This window comes from uncultured Ruminococcus sp., assembly GCF_934476685.1.
Taxonomy (GTDB): Bacteria; Bacillota; Clostridia; order Oscillospirales; family Ruminococcaceae; genus Hominimerdicola.
Window position 1 is genome coordinate 51,487 of record NZ_CAKSNX010000004.1, and the last position, 21,126, is coordinate 72,612.

General features: G+C 38.6%; 23 protein-coding genes and 1 other annotated feature. Of the genes, 11 read left to right on the forward strand and 12 right to left on the reverse strand.

What is annotated here, in order from left to right; all coding sequences use genetic code 11:
• Positions 1-195 precede the first annotated feature (195 nt).
• Together Q0E19_RS05805 and Q0E19_RS05810 are read right to left on the reverse strand one after the other, a co-directional pair.
• Positions 196-348 (reverse strand): hypothetical protein, encoded by a 153-nt coding sequence (locus tag Q0E19_RS05805; protein ID WP_294408141.1) that lies wholly within the window; start codon positions 346-348, stop codon positions 196-198.
• Positions 349-442: 94 nt separating this feature from the next.
• The gene (locus Q0E19_RS05810) at positions 443-1,024 is read right to left on the reverse strand and encodes a M15 family metallopeptidase (RefSeq protein WP_294408143.1); all 582 of its coding nucleotides are present in this window, start codon (positions 1,022-1,024) and stop codon (positions 443-445) included.
• A 109-nt stretch (positions 1,025-1,133) separates the two neighbouring features.
• Here Q0E19_RS05810 and Q0E19_RS05815 point away from each other — a divergent pair, with 109 nt between their 5' ends.
• The gene (locus tag Q0E19_RS05815; RefSeq protein ID WP_294408144.1) at positions 1,134-2,273 is read left to right on the forward strand and encodes a stage II sporulation protein P; all 1,140 of its coding nucleotides are present in this window, start codon (positions 1,134-1,136) and stop codon (positions 2,271-2,273) included.
• 85 nt (positions 2,274-2,358) lie between these two features.
• Positions 2,359-3,204 (forward strand): helix-turn-helix domain-containing protein, encoded by an 846-nt coding sequence (locus Q0E19_RS05820; protein WP_294408145.1) that lies wholly within the window; start codon positions 2,359-2,361, stop codon positions 3,202-3,204.
• 56 nt (positions 3,205-3,260) lie between these two features.
• On the opposite strand, the gene Q0E19_RS05825 is transcribed toward Q0E19_RS05820, so the two are convergent.
• Complete coding sequence (locus Q0E19_RS05825; RefSeq protein WP_294408146.1) at positions 3,261-4,454, reverse strand: ATP-binding protein; 1,194 nt, start codon at positions 4,452-4,454, stop codon at positions 3,261-3,263.
• Positions 4,455-4,685: 231 nt separating this feature from the next.
• On the opposite strand from Q0E19_RS05825, the gene Q0E19_RS05830 reads away from it, so the two are divergent.
• On the forward strand, positions 4,686-5,792 hold the full coding sequence (locus Q0E19_RS05830) for an SGNH/GDSL hydrolase family protein (RefSeq protein ID WP_294408147.1): 1,107 nt from the start codon (positions 4,686-4,688) through the stop codon (positions 5,790-5,792).
• A gap of 2 nt (positions 5,793-5,794) precedes the next feature.
• On the opposite strand, the gene Q0E19_RS05835 is transcribed toward Q0E19_RS05830, so the two are convergent.
• The gene (locus Q0E19_RS05835; protein ID WP_294408148.1) at positions 5,795-6,229 is read right to left on the reverse strand and encodes a hypothetical protein; all 435 of its coding nucleotides are present in this window, start codon (positions 6,227-6,229) and stop codon (positions 5,795-5,797) included.
• Positions 6,230-6,416: 187 nt separating this feature from the next.
• Positions 6,417-6,651 (forward strand) — a binding site (T-box leader).
• Positions 6,652-6,717: 66 nt separating this feature from the next.
• Here Q0E19_RS05835 and tyrS point away from each other — a divergent pair.
• The gene (gene tyrS, locus Q0E19_RS05840; RefSeq protein ID WP_294408149.1) at positions 6,718-7,938 is read left to right on the forward strand and encodes a tyrosine--tRNA ligase; all 1,221 of its coding nucleotides are present in this window, start codon (positions 6,718-6,720) and stop codon (positions 7,936-7,938) included.
• 56 nt (positions 7,939-7,994) lie between these two features.
• Here the strand turns inward: tyrS and Q0E19_RS05845 are convergent, their stop codons facing one another.
• The 4 genes from Q0E19_RS05845 to Q0E19_RS05860 are packed head-to-tail and all read right to left on the reverse strand — an operon-like array spanning position 7,995 to position 10,670.
• Positions 7,995-9,599 carry a DUF4173 domain-containing protein gene (locus Q0E19_RS05845; protein WP_294408150.1) on the reverse strand — a complete coding sequence of 535 codons (1,605 nt, stop codon included), beginning with the start codon at positions 9,597-9,599 and terminating at the stop codon, positions 7,995-7,997.
• The gene (locus tag Q0E19_RS05850) at positions 9,586-9,978 is read right to left on the reverse strand and encodes a DUF2809 domain-containing protein (RefSeq protein WP_294408151.1); all 393 of its coding nucleotides are present in this window, start codon (positions 9,976-9,978) and stop codon (positions 9,586-9,588) included. Before Q0E19_RS05850 ends, Q0E19_RS05845 begins: the two co-directional genes overlap by 14 nt.
• Before the next feature lie 12 nt (positions 9,979-9,990).
• Positions 9,991-10,191, reverse strand: a complete 201-nt coding sequence (locus Q0E19_RS05855) for a helix-turn-helix transcriptional regulator (RefSeq protein WP_294408152.1) — start codon at positions 10,189-10,191, stop codon at positions 9,991-9,993.
• Between the two features lie 11 nt (positions 10,192-10,202).
• Positions 10,203-10,670 (reverse strand): DUF2975 domain-containing protein, encoded by a 468-nt coding sequence (locus tag Q0E19_RS05860; protein ID WP_294408153.1) that lies wholly within the window; start codon positions 10,668-10,670, stop codon positions 10,203-10,205.
• A gap of 327 nt (positions 10,671-10,997) precedes the next feature.
• Here Q0E19_RS05860 and Q0E19_RS05865 point away from each other — a divergent pair, with 327 nt between their 5' ends.
• The 7 genes from Q0E19_RS05865 to Q0E19_RS05895 all read left to right on the forward strand — a co-directional run bounded on the left by Q0E19_RS05865 (position 10,998) and on the right by Q0E19_RS05895 (position 17,574).
• On the forward strand, positions 10,998-12,794 hold the full coding sequence (locus Q0E19_RS05865; RefSeq protein WP_294408154.1) for an L-fucose isomerase: 1,797 nt from the start codon (positions 10,998-11,000) through the stop codon (positions 12,792-12,794).
• A 23-nt stretch (positions 12,795-12,817) separates the two neighbouring features.
• On the forward strand, positions 12,818-14,287 hold the full coding sequence (locus Q0E19_RS05870) for a rhamnulokinase family protein (RefSeq protein WP_294408155.1): 1,470 nt from the start codon (positions 12,818-12,820) through the stop codon (positions 14,285-14,287).
• A gap of 7 nt (positions 14,288-14,294) precedes the next feature.
• Positions 14,295-14,729, forward strand: coding sequence for an RbsD/FucU domain-containing protein (locus tag Q0E19_RS05875; RefSeq protein WP_294408156.1), 435 nt, complete (start codon positions 14,295-14,297; stop codon positions 14,727-14,729).
• A 23-nt stretch (positions 14,730-14,752) separates the two neighbouring features.
• Complete coding sequence (locus tag Q0E19_RS05880; RefSeq protein ID WP_365904690.1) at positions 14,753-15,439, forward strand: class II aldolase/adducin family protein; 687 nt, start codon at positions 14,753-14,755, stop codon at positions 15,437-15,439.
• A 142-nt stretch (positions 15,440-15,581) separates the two neighbouring features.
• On the forward strand, positions 15,582-16,694 hold the full coding sequence (locus Q0E19_RS05885; RefSeq protein WP_294408157.1) for a bifunctional chorismate mutase/prephenate dehydratase: 1,113 nt from the start codon (positions 15,582-15,584) through the stop codon (positions 16,692-16,694).
• A gap of 13 nt (positions 16,695-16,707) precedes the next feature.
• Entirely contained in the window at positions 16,708-17,181 is a 474-nt protein-coding gene (gene ispF, locus Q0E19_RS05890) for a 2-C-methyl-D-erythritol 2,4-cyclodiphosphate synthase (RefSeq protein WP_294408158.1), read from the forward strand.
• A 72-nt stretch (positions 17,182-17,253) separates the two neighbouring features.
• Positions 17,254-17,574: a hypothetical protein gene (locus Q0E19_RS05895; RefSeq protein WP_294408159.1), complete on the forward strand. Its 321-nt coding sequence runs from the start codon at positions 17,254-17,256 to the stop codon at positions 17,572-17,574.
• A 46-nt stretch (positions 17,575-17,620) separates the two neighbouring features.
• On the opposite strand, the gene rlmH is transcribed toward Q0E19_RS05895, so the two are convergent.
• The 4 genes from rlmH to Q0E19_RS05915 all read right to left on the reverse strand — a co-directional run bounded on the left by rlmH (position 17,621) and on the right by Q0E19_RS05915 (position 21,071).
• A complete protein-coding gene (rlmH, locus tag Q0E19_RS05900) occupies positions 17,621-18,106 on the reverse strand; it encodes a 23S rRNA (pseudouridine(1915)-N(3))-methyltransferase RlmH (protein ID WP_294408160.1) in 486 nt (161 codons plus the stop codon).
• Positions 18,103-18,888, reverse strand: coding sequence for an MBL fold metallo-hydrolase (locus Q0E19_RS05905; protein ID WP_294408161.1), 786 nt, complete (start codon positions 18,886-18,888; stop codon positions 18,103-18,105). Before Q0E19_RS05905 ends, rlmH begins: the two co-directional genes overlap by 4 nt.
• Positions 18,881-19,702, reverse strand: a complete 822-nt coding sequence (locus Q0E19_RS05910; protein WP_294408162.1) for an HAD family hydrolase — start codon at positions 19,700-19,702, stop codon at positions 18,881-18,883. Before Q0E19_RS05910 ends, Q0E19_RS05905 begins: the two co-directional genes overlap by 8 nt.
• A gap of 82 nt (positions 19,703-19,784) precedes the next feature.
• On the reverse strand, positions 19,785-21,071 hold the full coding sequence (locus Q0E19_RS05915; RefSeq protein ID WP_294408163.1) for a UDP-N-acetylglucosamine 1-carboxyvinyltransferase: 1,287 nt from the start codon (positions 21,069-21,071) through the stop codon (positions 19,785-19,787).
• Positions 21,072-21,126: the final 55 nt, after the last annotated feature.

Sequence of the window (21,126 nt, forward strand, 5' to 3'; positions counted from 1 at the left end):
CAGGATTATAATATTACTTGTAGAACAGAGAAAGAAAAAAAGAATGTAAACACTAAGATTATTACTCTTAGCTCGTTTCATCCTCTCCAAAATTTTTACACAAGCAAAAGGCAGTCATATGGCTGCCTTTTTGTTTTATAAATATAAAATAAAAATCTGCATAAGGTTCGTTCAAAGCCTTATGCAGATCAGTCGTTACTGGATTCCACATTCCTCGTAATCTTTCCATTTTTCATAATGTTCTTTCTCTTCTAAATATTTGTATACAAAAAGAGCAGTAGAAGCTATAACAAGTATAAGCGTACCCATAAGCGCCCAAAACGATTTTTTCTGTGAACTCTTTGACATAGTAAAACGTCCTTTCATAATTTATTGTAATTATTATACTACATTCTGTTAACAAAGTCAATGACTTCACTATCTTTTCATTATAGTTTTTACTTTATCTCATAAGATATTTGTCAGAATAGAAATGCAGAAATTCTTCAAGACATAACCCGCTTGAAGATATTATTTTAGCAGCTTCTCTGCCTACATAGCGATAGTGCCATGGTTCAAAGTCGATACCTGTGATCTGTTCTTTCATTCGCGGGTATCTTAAAATAAAGCCGAATTTTTCTGCGTTGAGTGATAACCAGCGCCCTTGTGCGCTCCTGTGAAAATTATCTTCTACGTCATCTGCTGATTCTGTACCAAGATCAACAGCAAGCCCTGTATTATGTTCACTTGATCCTGGGTATGCCAGTGTTCGGCTGATTTTTTTTATTGCTTCATCATAGCTTGCACCGCTCCACATCTCCAGTGAAATGCTTCTCTCCCAAAGCATTTGCTGATAATCGGGAGATCTGTATCCTGAAATAACCTTGATCTTTATATTTTCTGAGTCTGCCGCTGTGAGCATTCTTTCAAGCTGCTTCCCTGCCTGTTCCTCAAACAGTTTACCTTGCACTTCATAAAACTTTAATGTGTCGGCGTATTCAACAGGTACATTATTAAATTTATCTACAAGTATCAGATAGTTCATATATACCTCCCCATATAGCATTTTATTTATATATAATATGCAGTCAGATCAATTTTGTTTCGGAATATAAAAGCCTGTCCCGAATATAATTAATCAAGAGGTGTTTGATATGGAACTGAAAAAAATATTGCTGAGATCACTTTGTGTCTTTACGGCGGTGTTTCTTATACCTTTGGGTATATTTTATGTGGGTAGGAATGCACAGAAAATATCATCGTTTGCGGAGATCTCTGCGGCTCTGATAATGGGAAAAGAGAGCAATTATAACAACAAAATATCTTCGGGCAATTATAGCAATTTTCCCAGAGGTACTGAGCTTTCTGCGTCAACGTGCTGGGATATTGATATGGCAAGAGAAGAAACTGAGCCTCCAGCCAAAACTTCAGAGATACCAAGCCCGCTGCCTGCGGAAGATGTATCCGATGCAATACCATATCCGACTGATCTCAACGATCATGACGGTGTAATAGAGAATTTTACATATTCATATTACAGCGGTACACAGTATTTTGACCTAGATAACGGCGGACAGGTTCGTAACTGTACAAATATACCAAATTCAGACCTCTATGAACTAAGCAAAGACGCTTTGCCTTTTGAGATAGATAAAAATTCCGATGAACCGCAGATACTTATTTACCACACTCATGCAACTGAAAGCTTTGAACCTTATGCACGGGATTGGTATGATAAATCATTTAGCTGTAAAACTACTGAATGTGATAAAAATATCATTTCTGTGGGGGATAAGATTTGTGAGCAGCTGGATGCAGCAGGCATACCATATATTCATGATACACTTGTTCATGATTATCCCAGCTATGACGGTTCATATCAATCCAGCAGGCTTGCTGTAAGCGAAATTCTTAAAGAATACCCCTCAATAAAAATATGTCTTGATATACACCGTGACGGTATCGAACGTGAGGACGGAACAAGGATAGCGCCTGTGACCAACATAGACGGCAGGGAAGCCGCTCAGATAATGATAATATCCTGTGCAGATGACGGAAGCGGAAATATTCCCGATTATGATAAAAATTTCAGATTTGCCTGCGCTTTGCAGTCAGCGCTTGAAAGTGATTGGAACGGTCTGACAAGGCCTGTGCTTTTTGATACAAGATTTTATAATCAAGATCTGACAACAGGAAGTCTGCTGATAGAAGTCGGAAGTCACGGTAATTCTCTGGATCAGTCACAGTATTCAGGAGAACTGATAGGAAAAACTCTTGTGAAATTTTTGCAATAATTTACTCAAAAAATCAAGCAAAACTTATTTGTTTCTGTTATAATATAACCATAGTAACGTTACTGAACAAAATGGAGTGGATAATATGAAAATAGAAAATAACCGACGCAATGGTAATTTTACGATTTTTACAACGGCTCTTGAATATGTCGAAGAAAATCTTGGCGAAGAATTTTCTCAGGAGGATATTGCAAGAGAGTGCTGTTGTTCATTATCCACGCTGCAAAAGCTGTGGAGATACTGTACCCATATGAGTATAAAGGAATATATCACAAAGCGAAGAATGACCTGTGCAGGAAGAGATCTGCTCAACACAGATATAAACGTGCTTGATATCGCAGTGAAATATGGCTATAACTCTCATGAGGTGTTCACAAGAGCATTTTCAAAGGTATGGGGTATGTCGCCTACGGCTTTTAAAAACAACTGGAAAGGATACTGTGGGTTGTGTCCGAAGATCAATCCAAGTTTTATTGAGGGAGATGAATATATCAATATGAAAAAATTCGATATTTCTGAGCTTTTTGATTATGTTAATGACAGAGTTGAAACATATGTGCTGTGTTTTGATATTACAGGACTTCATGCTGTTAATACGGATATCAGCAGGGAAGCAGGCGACAAGATGATACTTGAAACCCTGAAGAGAATTGCCGAGGTCTGCACAGACGATATGATCGCACTTAGGATCGGCGGAGATGAATTTGTGATACTCAGTGGTCTTGATAGTAAAGAAGAAGTTGAGGCGCTGGGAAAGAAGGTACTTTCTAAAAACGGAGAAATAGTAAAATACTCAAAAGGTGAAGTACCGTTATCTCTTCGTGCAGGTGCGTTCAAAATCAAAAAGCCGCTTAAATATTCCGGCGTATGTCATGATTTTGAGATAGTTATGGATAAAGCCCGCAGCAGCGGAGAGATTGAATTTGCATAAAAATAAGGGTGAACAACAAAAGCTGTTCACCCTTATTTTTTAGTAAGATTATTATTTTATTCTTCGCAGCCCTTTATGTACTCTACAAACTGCTTAGCAACTCGTGGTGAACGTCCGCCTCTTGCAAGTGCGTAAGCCTCAGCCTTAGTCGCCAAAGTATCTCGGTCTGTTGTAAGCTGATACTGATCTGCAAGCTTATTTACAACGTCAAGATAGATCTTCTTGTCAGGCTTCTGATAAGTGATAGTAAGACCAAATCTGTCTGACAATGATAAAAGCTCCTGCATTGTATCTTTGAAGTGGATCTCATCTCCCTCTCTTGATGAGAATGTTTCACGAACAAGATGACGTCTGTTAGATGTTGCATATATAACAAGATTAGACGCAGTAGAAGATACGCTGCCCTCAAGTATTGCTTTAAGTGCTGCAAAATCATCATCATCTTCGGTAAATGAGAGGTCATCAATAAAGATTATGAATTTAAGTGGATTTTTGCTGATAGTTTCAACTATTGCAGGAATTTCGTGAAGCTGCTTTTTCTTAAGTTCAATAAGACGAAGTCCCTTGCAGGCGTAATCATTGGCGATAGCTTTTACCGTTGAGGACTTACCTGTTCCGCAGTCACCATAAAGAAGTACATTATTAGCAGGCTTGCCTGCAAGCAGAGCTTCTGTATTAGCAATAACCTGACTGCGTTCATTTTCGTAATTATGAAGATTTTCGATCTTGATGTCATCTGGAAATTCAACAGGTGTGATAACTCCGTTCTTGATAACGAAAACATGATACTGTGAGTAAATGCCGTATCCATACTCATTGATCGCATGGATCCTGTCAGCGTAAATTTTTGAGAAATCAGTTTCTGATGTAAGATAATGAGGAAGAAATCCGTCATAATCTATGTTGTCTGTGAGTTCTTTGCAAGGGATAGTTGCGATCTCTTCGATCAGCGCAAGCTCGTTTGCCAGACATTCTTCAAGCAGAGTTCCTGTCGGCTTGCCCTCGCCCTTTCTCAGCATAAATAGATTTTCATTTTCAAGAACAAGTTTGAGAATATATTCTGTAAGATTTTCTGTGTGAGCAAAAAGTTCTGCGGTAAAATCAGCATAAGCTTCTATTGCATCTTCTGTGGAAGAATTAACGCAGGCATCAATAGCATTAAGAAATTTGCTGAACACAGGCTGTTCACGCAGGCTTTTAAAAATTACAAGTGTTTTTGTCTGAATAAGCAGATCTTTTAAATCGTGCATAATATCATACCTTTCGATTTGTTTTGTTACTTATAAATTATATAACTTTAAAGCTTGTTAGTCAACATTAATTTTGCACGATTTGAAAGGTAATGGAAACAATTTAATTGGCATACCTTTCAACTTTTTATCTATTTCATTCATAAACTGAAAATATAATTATGTATTTACAAGAATATAAGTTTGTGTTATAATATATAGCAGAAAGTAAAATTAACAGGAGTGGAATTTATGCTTGATAAGAATAATGCTATTGCAGAACTTGGAAATATCGGATATATGGCAGAAGTGTTTAGAAAAATAGAAACTGAAAACTCATTAAATATAGTTTATATCGGAGGTTCTATAACTCAGGGCTGTAATGCTGATCCTGAAGAAAACCGTTATGTAAATTTATCTGCTAAATGGTGGAATGAAAAGTTTCCTAAGGCAGATGTAACTTTTTTTAACGCAGGTATCGGTGCGACAACTTCGCAGTTTGGCGCAGCAAGAGCTGAATCTCATGTGCTGTCCTTAGAACCTGATGTTGTGTTTGTAGAGTTTTCTGTAAATGACAGTGATAATCTGTTCTTTATGGAAACCTATGAGAGCCTTGTACGCAAGCTGCTTATGCACGATTCTGTCAAAGCTGTAATACTTATCAATACACTTTTTTATGATACAGGAAAAAATACGCAGGGAATACATAATGCAGTGGGAATGCATTATGAGCTGCCGATAGTAAGCGTGAGAGATTATATTTATCCTGACATAGCGTTAGGCAACATTAAAAAGGAAGATTATACGCAGGATATGCTGCACCCTAACAACAAAGGTCATAAGATGATGGCAGATCTGATAGTTAATCTTCTTGATAATGAATATGAAACTTATAAAGCAATCGGCAAAAATGCAGTAAAACCCGAACTTCCGGAACAGCTTACAGCCTGTCGCTTTATTGATGCGGAGATATATCAGAATACAAACAGCAAGCCTGAACTTAATGGTTTCACAGCTGATACACATAGATCAGATTATTTTTCTGACCCTTTCAAAAATGGTTGGACTGCCGGAAAAGCAGGATCGTCAATTAAATTTGAGGTCAGCGGAAATATTATTATGCTGCAATGGAAGCGTACAATTAAGCATCCTGCGCCTATTGCGGCGGCAATAATTGACGGCAATGAAAAATATGTTCTTGACGCTAATTTTGAAGAAACATGGGGCGATCTTTGCGCTTTAACAACACTGACAGAAACTGCGGGAGCAGGGAAGCATACTATTGAAATAGTTGTTGAGGAAGAAGGCTGTGAGGACAACGAATTTATGCTTATATCAGTTATAACAGCTGACAGGTAAAATCAAACTGCCGCTCTTTCGGCAGTGATTTCAGCAGTGTGTTCATTAAATATTTTGTGCCTTATAAAATTATCGGTAATAACGCCTAATACAGACAGCACAAACCAGATTATAGTAAAAGGCAGACATACCTGACCGTCAATATTAAGCGGCATATCACTGTAACTCCAGATATTCATGCCTAATATATGATTTAAAAGCTCTCCAGTAAAAAATTCGGCAGAGGTTATAAAAAGTGCGGATATTATCAAAAGTGTTATCATTCTTATATTGCCATTTCTGTAATCACCATTCAAAATGTGTATTACCAGAAACGATAACCCACCAAGTATTCCCATTGAAATATGTGTAAAGCCTCTGTTTATTATCTCCATAGAGCCGTAGCAGAGAGCGCCGACAGCGAATATTGTTATGATCTTAAGTGCTTTTTCCGACATTTATTTCACCGCTTTCTTAAATGTGTGATCCGTAGATTTCCTAATATTAAAATGCACATTTTTTCGGCTTTTAAAACTCAGACGCACTAAGATTTTTCAGGAAAAGTATAGAAAAATGATTATTTGATTTTTGTGCAGTTGGTACTTGACAAAATATTGACGCTGTGATATAATGTGTTGTAATATGTTAAATGCTGTGACGGGAACAAGTAGCTTCTTCAAAACGTTTAAGAGAGCTTCCGGTCGGTGTGAGAAAGTACGTTGTGTTGAATGTGAATACATCTCTGAGCTGATTTTGCGAAATCAAGTAGTGAAATACGGGTGCGCCCGTTAAAGCGCAGCGGCTTCGCAGTTCTCTGCCGAGTCTTAAAGGTCGGGATTCCCGATAAACTGAGGTGGTACCACGATAATTCGTCCTCTGATAAGCTTTTGCTTGTCAGAGGATTTTTTATTATAAGTACATTATATTTATTTATGGAGGAATAAAAATGACATTATTTGAAGAACTTCAAAGAAGAGGACTTCTTGCTCAGCTTACTGACGAGGAGGAAATCAAGGAACTTATCAATGCCGGAAAGGCAACTTTCTATATCGGATTTGACCCGACAGCAGATTCTCTGCACGTTGGTCACTTTATGGCACTTTGCCTTATGAAAAGACTTCAGATGGCAGGAAATAAGCCTATCGCTCTGCTCGGCGGCGGAACAGGAATGATCGGTGACCCATCAGGCAAGACTGATATGAGAAAAATGCTCACAAAGGAAACTATCAATCATAATGTAGAATGCTTTAAAAAGCAGATGAGCAGATTTATTGATTTTTCTGACGGTAAGGCTCTTGTTGTAAATAATGCAGACTGGCTGCTTGATCTTAATTATGTTGACGTACTTCGTGAAGTCGGCGCTTGCTTCTCGGTAAACAAAATGCTGACATTTGAGTGCTATAAGCAGAGAATGGAAAGAGGACTTACTTTCCTTGAGTTCAACTATATGATAATGCAGTCATATGACTTCTACAAACTGTTCACAGACTACGGCTGTAATATGCAGTTTGGCGGCGACGATCAGTGGGCAAATATGCTTGGCGGTACAGAACTTATCAGAAAGAAGCTCGGTAAGGACGCTTATGCTATGACCATAACACTTCTTCTTAACTCTGAGGGCAAGAAGATGGGTAAAACTGAAAAGGGTGCTGTATGGCTTGATCCTGAAAAGACATCACCTTATGATTTCTACCAGTACTGGAGAAACGTTGCTGACGCTGACGTTATCAAGTGCCTTAAAATGCTGACATTCGTTCCTATTGAAGAGATAGAAGAAATGGAAAAGCATATGGAAGGTGCAGAGTACAACAAGGCTAAGGAACTTCTTGCTTATGAGCTTACAAAGCTTGTACACGGTGAGGAGGAAGCTAACAAAGCTGACGCTGCAGCAAAGGCAATATTTGCAGGCGGCGGTGACAGTGCTGATATGCCTTCAACAACTCTTACAGCAGATGATGTTGATGCTGACAACAAGATCGGTATTCTTACACTGCTTGTAAAGTGCGGACTCTGTCCTTCAAATGGTGAGGCAAGAAGACTTGTAACTCAGAACGGTATTGCAGTAAACGGCGAAAAGTTTACTGATCCAAAGGGACTTGTAGATCTTTCAGAACCTGTTACTATTAAGAAGGGTAAAAAGATTTTCCATAAGGTACTTCTCGGCTGATCTATAAACATAACTAAGAACGGGTAATTTGAAACTATCAAATTACCCGTTTAATATTATATCCTTTGTTCTATCAAAATTGCCGAAAGATTGAACCGACAGTATATATCCTCTTCAAGAGGTCTTTTTATATCATTTATAAGATCATCATAAGTGTATTTATAAGTTTGAATACTATAATAGTCATTTGCATTTTCATTAGCTGAAACATTAGATGAAAGAGTATTTTGAAGTATTTCTTTATATTTTTCATCAAGCAGGACTGATTCCGCATCAGCAGACATATCTTTCATTACTCTTATGTCATATGATGTTAGTGTATCAGAAAGATGATCCATATTGTATCGTGTAATAAGAGCGTCGGGACGAGAAAAGCATAATAAAGCGAACATTATGGTAAAAGCAGCTGCACCAAAGGTCATGCATTTAAAATCTTTTTTGAACTGCTTTATGATAACAAAAATAAACATTATTGCAGTCAGCACCATAAACCATGTTGTGTAAACTCTGAGCTGTGTAAGACCATAATTGTTGATGTACATTATCATCTTGCTTATGGCTGTGCTTGTTATCAGAAGAGTAAATACTGAGATAGTAACTGTATAGAATTTCAAAGCCTTTGGCTTTTCTCTGCCGCAGTTTTTTGAGAAAAAGCTTATAAAGAATATTACAGCTGCATTGATAAGTTCAATAGCAAAAAGCTCAAAGAAACCTTTTCTTGCATACTCAGCATAGCTGTAATTTTCGGGAAGAGTACCCATGAAAGCTGAGAGAAAGTAGTTAGCTTGTGAAATGAAGAAAATAATATACAGCAGGCATATAGGTGTGATTGCAGTATAGATCATTGTATTATTTATTTTCCGAGCGTCAGCACACAGCCTTTCACACTTTTCCTCATCCATAGGAGTTACCTCATCTGGGTGAGTATTAGCATAGAGCATTCCGTAGATATATCCGCCTATCGGAATAGAAACACATACTTCCAATAACAAAGTCCACATATTCTGAGCATGAACAAAGTTCATAACATTGATAAGTATTCGTTCCACACCTCTATCTGCCGACATCAGCAATGCGCCTACGACACAGGTTAGCGGTACAGCGAAAATAAGACCTATGATAATCAGTTTTGCACTGCTGCCGAATTTTGAATTTTTTACTGTTGAGTTTATCGCCTTGTATTCTTTTGAGAAATGCATAAAAGGATATTGCAGCGCACTTTTTATCAGTTCGATAGGAAAGAATCTTCCGAAAGCTTTGCTGCCCGTGCCGACAGAGAAAGCAAAATATGTTATTCCTGCCGTCATGAAAATAACATCTAGTGATTTTATAAATTCATTCGCTGTTATGGCAAAAACAAAACTGAATAAGTATAAAACAGCAGCGCATAGTTTGTTAAAAGCGCAAAATGTTTTGCCGCTCTTGCACATAAACAATATTATTGCTGTTATGATTGTAATGTACAAAATTGTAGTGAAAATTCCTGTAACATTCCACAATACGAGGTGAGTAAAAAAGAAAGCGAGCAAAGCCACTGCAAATGCCATTATCTTTTGGAGCTTTGTAAATGATGGTTCGTTTACTACTGTTTGCTGAGCATAATCATATGAAAGAGTCATTCCAATATTTGTTTCATTGGAAAAGTTATCATTGATGTTCATAGTTACATCTCCTTTTATTATACACATTTTCAAATCTGAGATAGACATATATAATAGCCATTCCTGCAAGGTAAGCGAAAATATCAGGAATATTGCCATTTGTACCTATAATAACGGCAAGCAAACTGTCTTTAGGAATACCTAACAAACCGCATATATCTATGTACTGTAATAACTCGACAAAGCAGGCGAAAATAAAAATCATAAGCGGCAGAGTGTAATGGCACTTATCTGTAAATATACAAATAAAAAAGTAGATCACACAAACAACAAGCACATCACCAAGGTTGTTTCTTATAAAACCTGTCGCAAAAGCACCTATGATGATCTCTGTTATCAGCAGTACAAAGAAAACAGCTGCGTAAAAACTTCTTTTCATTTTTTGCTCCATTTAAACGTGTTCAAGTATATCGCCGGGCTGACATTCAAGCACTTCACAGATCTTATCCAGCGTTGAGAACCTTACCGCTTTTGCTTTTCCTGTTTTGAGTATAGAAAGATTTGCAGGAGTTATGCCGACTTTTTCTGCAAGTTCACCCGATGACATTTTACGTTTTGCCATCATAACGTCAAGATTTACTATAATAGCCATTTTGCACCTCGCTAGATCGTAAAGTCATTTTCGGACTTTATTTCTACTGCCTTTTCAAAAACATTTTTCAGCACACGCATTACAAGTCCAAGAAACAATGCGAAAAATCCTGCAAAGAAGAATGAAAATCTCCATATGCCAAATATACAGAATGTAATTCCCGCAAATACGCAGCACCAAGAAATAATTCTTAAACACTTTGTGTTCTGTTCGATAAAAACATCTTCGTTATTAATGTTTCTCAGCAAGATCCTCAAAGCGTTTGCTGCACATAGAGCAAATACATCACAGATGTAGAGCATTACACATACCGGTACAAAAGCACTGCCTTTAATTAAACCGACCTCAGCCGAAATGCTGTCATACCATTTTGATATTGCAGGTACACAGACAACAGCCGATATCAGCAGGAACAGCAAAGCATACACCAGAATTCTTGAAAGCATCAGAGATCTTGTTTTAGACCAACTTGTTATCATAGGAAAAATTCCCCTCTCATTTTTATTGATGTCATTATATCATATGGATTTCTATTTGTCAATATAAAATTATCGAAAAACAATATATTAATCTTGATATTCGATTAAAGATCATATGCATATATTATTGATTTTGCGTCGCTTTCTAATATTTTCAGCTTAATTGATCAATCTTGCTATCCAGCAATATAGTGCTAATATATCAATATTGTACAAATGATTGGCTGCTATTTCTCTTTTTTGTCAAATGCTTTTTTTGAAAATGTGTGGTATAATGAATTTGCATTATGGTAATCGTTATCATACATATTTCAGGAGGTAATAATTATGGCAGAAAACAGATTTGTAGAAGAATATCCTGTAATAGGAATACGTCCAACCATCGACGGCAGAAGGGGAGCGTTGAACGTCAGAGGTTCGCTGGAAGAGCAGACAATGAATATGGCTAAGTCTGCGGCAAAGCTTTTTGAGGAAAACTTAAAATATTCAAACGGAGAGCCTGTAAAGGTAATAATCGCTGATACAACTATCGGAAGAGTTGCCGAAGCTGCGGCTTGTGCTGATAAGTTTAAAAGAGCAGGCGTTGACATTACTCTGACAGTTACACCTTGCTGGTGCTATGGTGCAGAAACTATGGATATGGACAGAAATACGATAAAAGCAGTATGGGGCTTTAACGGAACTGAACGTCCGGGAGCAGTTTATCTTGCTTCAGTTTTAGCAACCCATGCGCAGAAAGGACTTCCTGCATTCGGAATTTACGGTCATGATGTATGTGAAGCAGACGATATGGAGATACCGGCAGATGTAAAAGAAAAACTTCTCAGATTTGGACGTGCGGCGGTAGCTGCTGCTACGATGAGAGGTAAATCTTATCTTCAGATAGGTTCTATATGCATGGGAATAGGCGGATCCATAATTGACCCTGCATTTATAGAGGACTATCTCGGCATGAGAGTTGAATCTGTTGATGAAGTTGAAATAATAAGACGTATGACAGAAGAGATCTATGATAAAGCCGAGTATGAAAAAGCACTTGCTTGGACAAAAGCCAACTGTATCGAAGGCTTTGACAAAAACCCTGATGAACTGAAAAAATCTCCTGAGGAAAAAGAAAAGGATTGGGAATTTGTCGTAAAAATGATGTGCATAATCAAGGATCTTATGAACGGCAATAAAAATCTGCCAGTCGGTAGAGAAGAGGAAATGGTAGGTCATAATGCCATTGCAGCAGGTTTCCAGGGTCAAAGACAGTGGACAGATTTCTATCCTAACTGCGATTTCCCTGAGGCAATGCTCAATACAACTTTTGACTGGAATGGCGCAAGAGAGCCATATGTACTCGCAACAGAGAATGATGTTCTTAATGGTCTTGGAATGATGTTTATGAAACTGCTGACTAATAGAGCGCAGATCTTTGCCGACGTAAGAACATACTGGTCACCTGAGGCTGTAATGAGATCAACGGGCTATGAACTTGAGGGCAAGGCAAAAGAAGCGGGCGGTTTCATACATCTTATCAATTCCGGTGCTGCCTGCCTTGACGCTAACGGACAGGCTAAGGATGAAAATGGCAATGCTATTATGAAAGAATGGTTCAATATCACAGAAGAGGATCAGAAAAACATTATGGCTGCAACAACATGGAACTATGCTGACTGCGGATATTTCAGAGGCGGCGGATTTTCCTCACGTTTTGTTACAGATGCTGAAATGCCTGTTACAATGATCCGTCTTAATCTTGTAAAGGGACTCGGACCAATGCTCCAGATAGCAGAGGGCTGGACGGTTAAACTGCCTGAAAAAGTCAATGATATCCTTTGGAAGAGAACAGACTATACATGGCCTTGCACATGGTTCGCACCAAGAGTTACAGGTAAGGGTGCATTCAAGACAGCTTATGATGTAATGAATAACTGGGGTGCAAATCACGGTGCAATAAGTTATGGTCATATAGGAGCAGACCTTATTACGCTGGCATCGATACTCAGAATACCTGTTGCTATGCATAATGTGCCGGAAGATGATATTTTCCGTCCTGCTGCATGGAATGCTTTTGGTATGGATAAAGAGGGTGCTGATTTCAGAGCTTGTGCAAATTATGGCCCACTGTATAAAAAATAACTCTCTGAAAAGGAGCAGATAAAATGAAAAAAGTTCTCGCCATAGATTTTGGTGCGTCAAGCGGACGTGCTATGATCGGTAATTTTGACGGCAGCAGGATCACGCTGGAGGAGATACATCGCTTTTCAAATGACCCTGTTATAGTTGGCGACACAATGTATTGGGACGTATTGCGGCTTTTTCATGAAATAAAGCAGAGCCTTATAAAATCCAAATCATATGGAAAGATCGAAAGTCTTGGAATAGACACATGGGGCGTTGATTTCGGCTTGCTTGACAAGAACGGAAGATTGCTCGAAAATCCTGTGCATTACAGAGATGCACGAACAAAAGGATTAGCTGAAAAAAGCTTTGAAACCATTCCTAAAGAAGAATTTTATAAGGTAACTGGTAATCAGTTCATGGATATAAACACAGCTTTTCAGCTTATGTCCATTGTTAAAGAACGTCCTGAGTTGATCGAACGGGCAGATAAAATGCTTATGATGCCTAATTTATTCACCTATTTTCTTACCGGCGAAAAGGTAACAGAGCGTTCTATTGCCTCAACTTCTCAGCTTTACGATCAAACCACTAAAAACTGGGCGTTTGATATTGCGCAAAAGCTTGGGATAAAATCAAGCCTGTTTACAAATATCGTGCCGTCAGGCAGCGTCATAGGAACGCTGAGTAAGCAAATAAGAGAAGAACTTGATATCGGTGATATGAAAGTTATTGCAGTATGCGGACACGATACACAAGCTGCTATGGCTGCTGTCCCTGCAAATCAGAAAGATTTTGCTTTTCTTTCATGCGGCACTTGGAGTTTGCTTGGTACAGAGCTTGATGAACCTGTGTTGGACGAAAGCTCACTCAGGCTTAATGTGACAAATGAGGTCGGATACGGCGGAAAAACTTCTTTCTTGAAAAATATAATCGGTCTGTGGCTGATACAGGAAAGCCGCCGTCAATGGCAGCGTGAGGGTAAAGATTATTCATTTGCGCAGCTTGAGGATATGGCTAGAAAGGCTGAACCGTTTAAGTGCTTTATAGATCCTGATGACGAACTTTTTATCCCGTCAGGCAATATTCCTAAACGTGTGAGAGAATATTGCCAAAGAACTGAGCAGTATGTTCCTGTTACAGACGGCGAAGTAATGCGCTGCATATATGAAAGCTTGGCGATGAAATATCGTTCGGCTATTGAAGAACTTGAAATATGCACTAAAAAGAAGTATAATATCCTGTATATGATCGGCGGAGGAACAAAGGATAAATTTCTTTCACAGCTTACTGCGTCCGCCTGTGGAATAAGAGTTTCAAGCGGCCCTGTTGAGGCTACCGCACTGGGTAATATTATTGTTCAGCTGCTTTCATCTAGAGATATCCCTGACATAGAAAGCGCAAGAAAAATAATTGCAAACTCTGAGCAGATATTTACCTTTGAGCCTGAAAATGCCGATGAATGGGAAAATCAGTTTATGAGATTTTATAATATAATTACTAAGAGGTGATATAAAAATGCTTAAAAATATACCGCCTATACTTTCACCCGAACTGCTTAAAGTTCTGTGTGAAATGGGGCATTCTGACAGAATAATAATTGCTGACGGAAATTTTCCTGCTGAAAGTATGGGCAAAAATGCCAAGGTAATACGATGTGACGGTCATGGTGTACCTGAACTTCTCGACGCTATCTTACAGCTGTTTCCGCTGGATACATATGTAGAAAAACCTGTGAACTTAATGCAGGTCATGGCAGGAGATACTGCAAAAACTCCGATATGGGACGAGTATAAGAAGATCATTTCAAGATATGACACTAGAGGTTCGTCTGCGGTAGGAGAGATCGAAAGGTTTGCGTTTTATGAACAGGCTAAAACTGCTTATGCTATAATTGCAACGGGTGAAAAAGCCGTTTATGCAAACATTATGCTGCAAAAAGGCGTAGTCTGATACAAATGAAAGGAATGAATAATATGTACGAAGATATAAAACAGGCAATGGTTGAGGTATGTCATAAAATGTGGCAGAAAGGCTGGGTAGCTGCAAATGATGGCAATGTAACAGTTAAGGTTGCCGAAGGCAGATATCTTGCAACTCAGACTGGTGTATCCAAAGCCGATATCACACCTGACAAAATCGGTCTTATTGATGATGAATTTAACATAATCGAGGCTGTTGAAGGCTGGAAACCGTCATCAGAGGTAAAAATGCACCTTAAATGCTATCACGACAGACCTGATGTTGGTGCAGTAGTTCACGCACATCCTCCTGTTTCAACAGGATTTGCGTGTGCACATCTTCCTATTGACGATTACTGTATGATAGAAACTGTAATTGCAGTGGGTTCAGTTCCGCTTACACCTTACGGAACTCCGTCTACATATGAAGTGCCTGAGGCTATTGAACCTTATCTTCAGGAGCATGATGTAATGCTGCTTGAAAATCATGGTGCTTTGACAGTTGGCGCAGATCTTACAACGGCATATTACCGCATGGAAACTCTTGAACTTCAGGCGCAGATCTCACTTGTAGCAAGACTTCTCGGCGGTGTTAAGGATATTTCAAGAGAAAATATCGACAGACTTATAGGAATGCGTCCTAAGTACGGTGTAACAGGAAAGCACCCTGGATATAAGAAGTATCCTCAGAATGATGAATAAAGGCTGAATTTAAGGAGCAGATATTCTGCTCCTTTTAAATTGTAAATTAATTCTTATTTTTTGACCAAATCATACTTTACTACTTGAAAACTGTGCATTAGTGTGGTAAAATGAATTGAATATATTTTTTAGGAGATTAAGTATGGATTTAGATGAACTTCGCAGTAATATAAATGATATAGACAATCAGATACAGGAACTTTTTTTTAAACGAATGAATCTTTGCTGTGATGTTGCGCAGTATAAGATAGATAATGATCTTCCTGTTTTTCAGGGCGCAAGGGAACAGCATATACTTGATAAAGTGGCTCAGAAATCGTCTGACGATATGAAGGGCGGATCAAAGGTGCTGTTTCAGACAATAATGGACATTTCAAAGTGCTATCAGTATCAGCGCTTTTTCGCTCAAACTAACAAGATCGAATACAAAAAGCTTGATCTGAGCGGACATCATAAGGTCGCTGTTCCGGGTACAAATGGTTCTTATTCTCATATTGCCTGCTCAAATCTGTTTGATGATTATGAGCCGATATTCTTTGAAGACTTCGATGAGGTTTTTACAGCCGTTGAAAACGGAGAAGCTGAGTTTGGTATTCTACCAATTACAAATACAACGGCAGGTGCAGTTGAGCGTACATATGAGCTTATGAAAAAGCATGATTTTAAGATCTGTGCGTCTACAAAAGTCAAGGTGTCGCATTGTCTGGCTGTGCGCAAAGGAATAAAATTTGAGGAGATACGTTCTGTTTATTCTCATGAACAGGGACTTCATCAGTGTTCTGATTTTGTTGAAGAGAATGGCTTTAAAACTCACAAGTACGCAAATACAGCATTGGCAGCTTGTTATATCAAAGACAGCGATCAGCCATATGGTGCGATCTGCTCTGAACAGTGCGCAAATGATCTTGGACTTGACATATTAAAACGTGATATAGCAAATGCAGCATATAATTTTACTAAATTCATACTTATATCAAAAGAAACACTAAAATCAGAAAATGCAGATACTATATCAGTGTGCCTCGTGCTGCCGCACCAGTCATCAGCTCTTTATCGTTTGCTTACAAAGTTTTCTGTTGCAGGTCTTAATCTTTCGATGATCGAAAGTATGCCTGTTGCTAATACAGATTTTGATGTAGTATTCTATCTTGATTTTCAGGGTGCTATCGACACTCCTGAGGTCGCAAAGCTGCTGAGCGAACTTGATTCCGAACTATCGTATTTCAAGTTTTTAGGCAACTATGAGGAAATGTAATAAAGGAGTTATTATGAGAATTGGTCACGGATATGACGTTCATCGTCTTAAAGAGGGAAGAAAGCTTATAATCGGCGGAGTTGATATTCCTCACGACAAAGGTCTTGACGGTCACTCCGACGCAGATGTTCTTGTTCACGCAATTATGGATTCAATGTTGGGTGCGTTGGCTCTTGGCGATATAGGCAAGCTTTTTCCTGATACAGATGAAAAGTATAAAGGTGCAGACAGTATGAAGCTTTTATCAGAGGTTTCCTCAGTTATCGCAGAACATGGTTATAAGCTTGTAAATCTTGATTCTACGATATGTGCTCAGAAACCAAAGCTTGCACCGCATATTTTGTCCATGAGAAATAATATTGCAGAAGTTTTAAAATGTGATATTTCACAGGTGTCCGTTAAAGCCACTACGGAAGAGAAACTGGGCTTTACAGGCGAAGAACTTGGAATATCAGCAACGGCTGTTTGCCTGCTTGAAGAAGTTTAAAACTTGTAAGTTTTCCGAATGTAATATTATTTGGTGTAATGGTAAAACTACTTAAAAAGGAGGTTTTACTATATGCCGAATAATGAAAAAGATACTCTTGCAGAGTATCTCAGCAAGGATTCCGAAGGACGTGCGTTTTTTGCTGAACTCTCACCAAAACTGAGAGCTGTGCTGCTGAAAAAGGATATATCTGCTTTTGAGCATTTAAGATCATGTTCAGAAAACTATGGCAGCAACAGCAAGGAATTTGATGAGGAATGTTATAACTATTATAACCCTGCCTGTTCTGCTAATGACTGCACAGGTCTTATACCAACAGGTTCTGACAAAACAGCGGGGGATTTTGATGAGTTTAAAGAGTTATATCCATTCTCAGTTCCACCGCAATCTTAATAAAACAAAAAACGAAAGATAGGGAAGTTCCTTATCTTTCGTTTTTTTATTTGTGATACTTGGTATGATTTGAGATCTGAAATCCTCTGTAAATTTGCTCTAAAAGCATTATTCTTGCAAGCTGATGCGGAAAAGTCATTTTTGACATCGAAAGCTTAAAATCACATTTTTGCTTGACAGACTGTGCTATCCCGAACGAAGAGCCGATTATAAAGTTGATCGTTGAAAATCCGTTTGTGCCGCAGTCTTCTATCTTTGCTGAAAGCTCTTCACTGGATATTATTTTACCTTCAATGCACATCGCAATATTGTATGTATTGCTGCCGTCAATGTATTTAGCCATTGATTCAGCCTCGTTATCGAGCGCAGCAAGCTTTTCTTTTTCAGAAGGGTTATCAGACAGCCTGCTTTCGTTGAGTTCTACAATATCAAGTTTACAGAACGCAGACAGCCTTTTAGCATATTCAGCAGCTGCATCACGCCAGTATTTCTCTTTAAGCTTTCCAACGGTAATAAGATTTATTTTTATCAAAATGTCACCACCATTCCATTTCCCTCAGGTTTTGCTACCTCCAAAATATAATCACGGTTACGATCAAATTTGGTCAGTGAGTTTACAGCCGATCTTTCAGCCATGTCAGGTGTATTGTTTTCACGGCTGAGGTGTCCGAGAATAAATTTTGACACTCCGGACTTTACAAGTTCTGAAAGCTGATTTCCGCAGTCATCGTTAGACAAATGCCCATTGTTCGATGCTATGCGCTGCTTTAAAACGTAAGGATAGCTTCCGTTAAGAAGCATTTTTTTATCATAATTTGATTCAAGCAGCACAAGCTCACACTTCTTTAATTCAGAATCTATTTCATTAGTAACATACCCAAGATCGGTGCATACAGCACATTTCTTCCACGAAGGAGTTATTATACTGTAACCACAGCTTGCAGGCGTGTCGTGCGGTGTAGAAAATGCATAGACTGAATATCCGCCCACTTCATATTCCATATTATCTATTTCTATAAGCTCGCTGTTAGCGGAAACCTTATCTTCTTGAGCAAGTATTTCAAGATTTATTCTCTGAGCATATACAGGAATTCCGTATTTTTTTGTAAGCACTTTAAGTCCCTGAATATGGTCGCTGTGAGTGTGAGTAATAAAAATGCCCTGAACAGCTTTTGGCGATATGCCATTATTGTTCAGCGAATCGCATATTTTTTTGCAGGATACACCTGCGTCTATAAGTATCCCGCAGTGTTCGTCACCTATATATGTACAATTACCGCTGCTTGATGAAAAAAGCGGATATATTCTAGCCATTAAAAATTTCCTCCAGATATTTAACTACTCCATTTTCCGTGTTGGCGGCAATTACTTTGTCACATTTATCAAGCACCGCCTGATTTGCATTTTTTACAGCGATCCTCACATCTGATGCTCTGAACATTGGCAGATCGTTTGTGTTGTCACCGAATACCGTGATTTTGTCGTATCCATATTTACTGCGCAGATATTTTATTCCATTCTCTTTTGAAGCGTTTGACGAGAATACTTCAAGATACCACATTTCATCACTGTAAATATCATTGTAATATGTGAGTTCAAGACCATTGATCTCTTTTAGTGCCTCACACATAGGCGCAAGCTTTTCTTTTGAATCTATAAAAGTGAAATAAATAACGTCATCAGATATTCCCATAAAATCATCTGTATTTTCAAATGCTTTATAATACTTGAATTTTCTTTGCTGATAAAAGCTTTCCATAGCTTTATTAGTTAGCTTTTCGTAGTATGTAAGCATCTCATTCTCGGCTATCGTATACATAAAAGCCGACAGTTCAAGTTCACGCATTTTTGAAATAACAGTATTCTTTAAATCAGATGACAGCTTGTTTATCAAGTCATATTTGTGATGCACAGGATCATATATGAGAACACCGTTCATAAGTATCATCGGTATGCTCAATTCAATTCCGCCGATAATTTTTCTGACGGTTGCTATGGTCCTTGCTGTTGCGATAGTGAAATTTAATCCATTTTTTATCAGAGCATTGAGAGAATTTGCAGTATACTCTGAGATCTCAGCATTTTCATTCAGTAAAGTTCCATCAAGGTCAGATACAAAAAGCTCCATTTTTCCTCCTTAATATGAAATGGCTCAAAAAAGCAGTAATCGTTCAACGGTTACTGCTTGATCGTTCGTTATTTATAATATATCAGCCGCTGAGCTTTACTGCTTCAACATCTGGCTTGATAACTCTCTTGATGTCTGCTCCCAATCCTCTGAGCTTTTCATCAATGTTTTCATATCCTCTTTCAATATAGAAAATATTATCTATCTCGGTCGTACCCTGAGCAGCAAGACCTGCGATTACCATTGCAGCACCTGCTCTAAGGTCTGTTGCGGAAACAGGCGCTCCCTTGAGCTGACCTACTCCCTGAATAACTGCTACCTTGCCGTCAACAGAAATATCTGCTCCCATTCTGCGAAGTTCAGCAACATATCTGAAACGATTATCAAAAATATCATCTGTAACAATACTTGTTCCCTCTGCCATGGTCAGTAAAGTAGAAAACTGTGGCTGCATATCAGTAGGGAAGCCTGGGTGCGGCATAGTTTTGAGAGATGTTTTCATCAAAGGACCGTCAACCCATACATGAACGCTTTCATCGTTTTCCTCAACATGAACACCGCACTTGCGAAGTTTAACGGTGATAGATTCAAGATGCTTTGGTATAACATTAGCGATAGTTACATCACCTTTTGTGGCTGCGGCAGCTACCATATAAGTTCCTGCTTCGATCTGATCCGGAATAGTAGCATAAGTTACACCCTTAAGGTATTCAACACCTCTGATCTTGATAACGTCAGTACCTGCGCCTCTGATATCAGCGCCCATAGAGTTAAGAAAATTAGCAAGATCAACAATATGAGGCTCTTTTGCTGCATTTTCAATAACAGTCATACCTTTTGCCTTTACAGCGGCAAAGATAGCGTTCATCGTAGCACCAACAGTAACAAAATCAAAGTAGATCTGATTTCCGATAAGAGAATCAGCCCATACATGATTTGAACCATTGATTATCTCGTCCTTTGCACCAAGCGCATTGAAAGCTTTCAAATGCTGGTCGATAGGTCTGTCACCTAAGTTGCATCCGCCTGGCATAGGAACATAAGCCTCATGGAAACGACCAAGAAGAGTGCCGAGAAAGTAGCTTGACGCACGCATTGTTCTCGCAAGTTCTTCCGGAACTTTTGGCTCGGTAATGCTTCTTGTATCAAAATAAACCGTGTTTCTGTCTTTTAACTGAATGTCTGCACCCATATCTCTGAGTATTTTCAGACATTTTGTGATATCGCTTATTTCAGGGACATTTTCAAGAATACAAGGTTCATCACAAAGAATAGTTGCTGCAACAAGTGCAACTGCGGCATTTTTAGCGCCGCTTATATTTACCGTACCACGGAGCGGAATACCTCCGTTGATGACGAATTTCTCCAAAATCAACACTCCTTAATGCACATCGGTATACAAATCTCTCTTTATTATCTTATTT

Coding starts and splice junctions, on each gene's coding strand:
- Q0E19_RS05845 (WP_294408150.1), bottom strand. CDS start 9,599: ATGAACATCAATGATAACTTTTCCAATGAAACAAATATTGGAATGACT.
- Q0E19_RS05885 (WP_294408157.1), top strand. CDS start 15,582: ATGGATTTAGATGAACTTCGCAGTAATATAAATGATATAGACAATCAG.
- Q0E19_RS05805 (WP_294408141.1), bottom strand. CDS start 348: ATGTCAAAGAGTTCACAGAAAAAATCGTTTTGGGCGCTTATGGGTACG.
- Q0E19_RS05870 (WP_294408155.1), top strand. CDS start 12,818: ATGAAAAAAGTTCTCGCCATAGATTTTGGTGCGTCAAGCGGACGTGCT.
- ispF (WP_294408158.1), top strand. CDS start 16,708: ATGAGAATTGGTCACGGATATGACGTTCATCGTCTTAAAGAGGGAAGA.
- Q0E19_RS05860 (WP_294408153.1), bottom strand. CDS start 10,670: ATGATAACAAGTTGGTCTAAAACAAGATCTCTGATGCTTTCAAGAATT.
- Q0E19_RS05910 (WP_294408162.1), bottom strand. CDS start 19,702: ATGGAGCTTTTTGTATCTGACCTTGATGGAACTTTACTGAATGAAAAT.
- Q0E19_RS05850 (WP_294408151.1), bottom strand. CDS start 9,978: ATGAAAAGAAGTTTTTACGCAGCTGTTTTCTTTGTACTGCTGATAACA.
- Q0E19_RS05895 (WP_294408159.1), top strand. CDS start 17,254: ATGCCGAATAATGAAAAAGATACTCTTGCAGAGTATCTCAGCAAGGAT.
- Q0E19_RS05865 (WP_294408154.1), top strand. CDS start 10,998: ATGGCAGAAAACAGATTTGTAGAAGAATATCCTGTAATAGGAATACGT.
- Q0E19_RS05835 (WP_294408148.1), bottom strand. CDS start 6,229: ATGTCGGAAAAAGCACTTAAGATCATAACAATATTCGCTGTCGGCGCT.
- Q0E19_RS05815 (WP_294408144.1), top strand. CDS start 1,134: ATGGAACTGAAAAAAATATTGCTGAGATCACTTTGTGTCTTTACGGCG.
- Q0E19_RS05825 (WP_294408146.1), bottom strand. CDS start 4,454: ATGCACGATTTAAAAGATCTGCTTATTCAGACAAAAACACTTGTAATT.
- tyrS (WP_294408149.1), top strand. CDS start 6,718: ATGACATTATTTGAAGAACTTCAAAGAAGAGGACTTCTTGCTCAGCTT.
- Q0E19_RS05880 (WP_365904690.1), top strand. CDS start 14,753: ATGTACGAAGATATAAAACAGGCAATGGTTGAGGTATGTCATAAAATG.
- Q0E19_RS05830 (WP_294408147.1), top strand. CDS start 4,686: ATGCTTGATAAGAATAATGCTATTGCAGAACTTGGAAATATCGGATAT.
- Q0E19_RS05820 (WP_294408145.1), top strand. CDS start 2,359: ATGAAAATAGAAAATAACCGACGCAATGGTAATTTTACGATTTTTACA.
- Q0E19_RS05810 (WP_294408143.1), bottom strand. CDS start 1,024: ATGAACTATCTGATACTTGTAGATAAATTTAATAATGTACCTGTTGAA.
- Q0E19_RS05905 (WP_294408161.1), bottom strand. CDS start 18,888: ATGGCTAGAATATATCCGCTTTTTTCATCAAGCAGCGGTAATTGTACA.
- Q0E19_RS05875 (WP_294408156.1), top strand. CDS start 14,295: ATGCTTAAAAATATACCGCCTATACTTTCACCCGAACTGCTTAAAGTT.
- Q0E19_RS05855 (WP_294408152.1), bottom strand. CDS start 10,191: ATGGCTATTATAGTAAATCTTGACGTTATGATGGCAAAACGTAAAATG.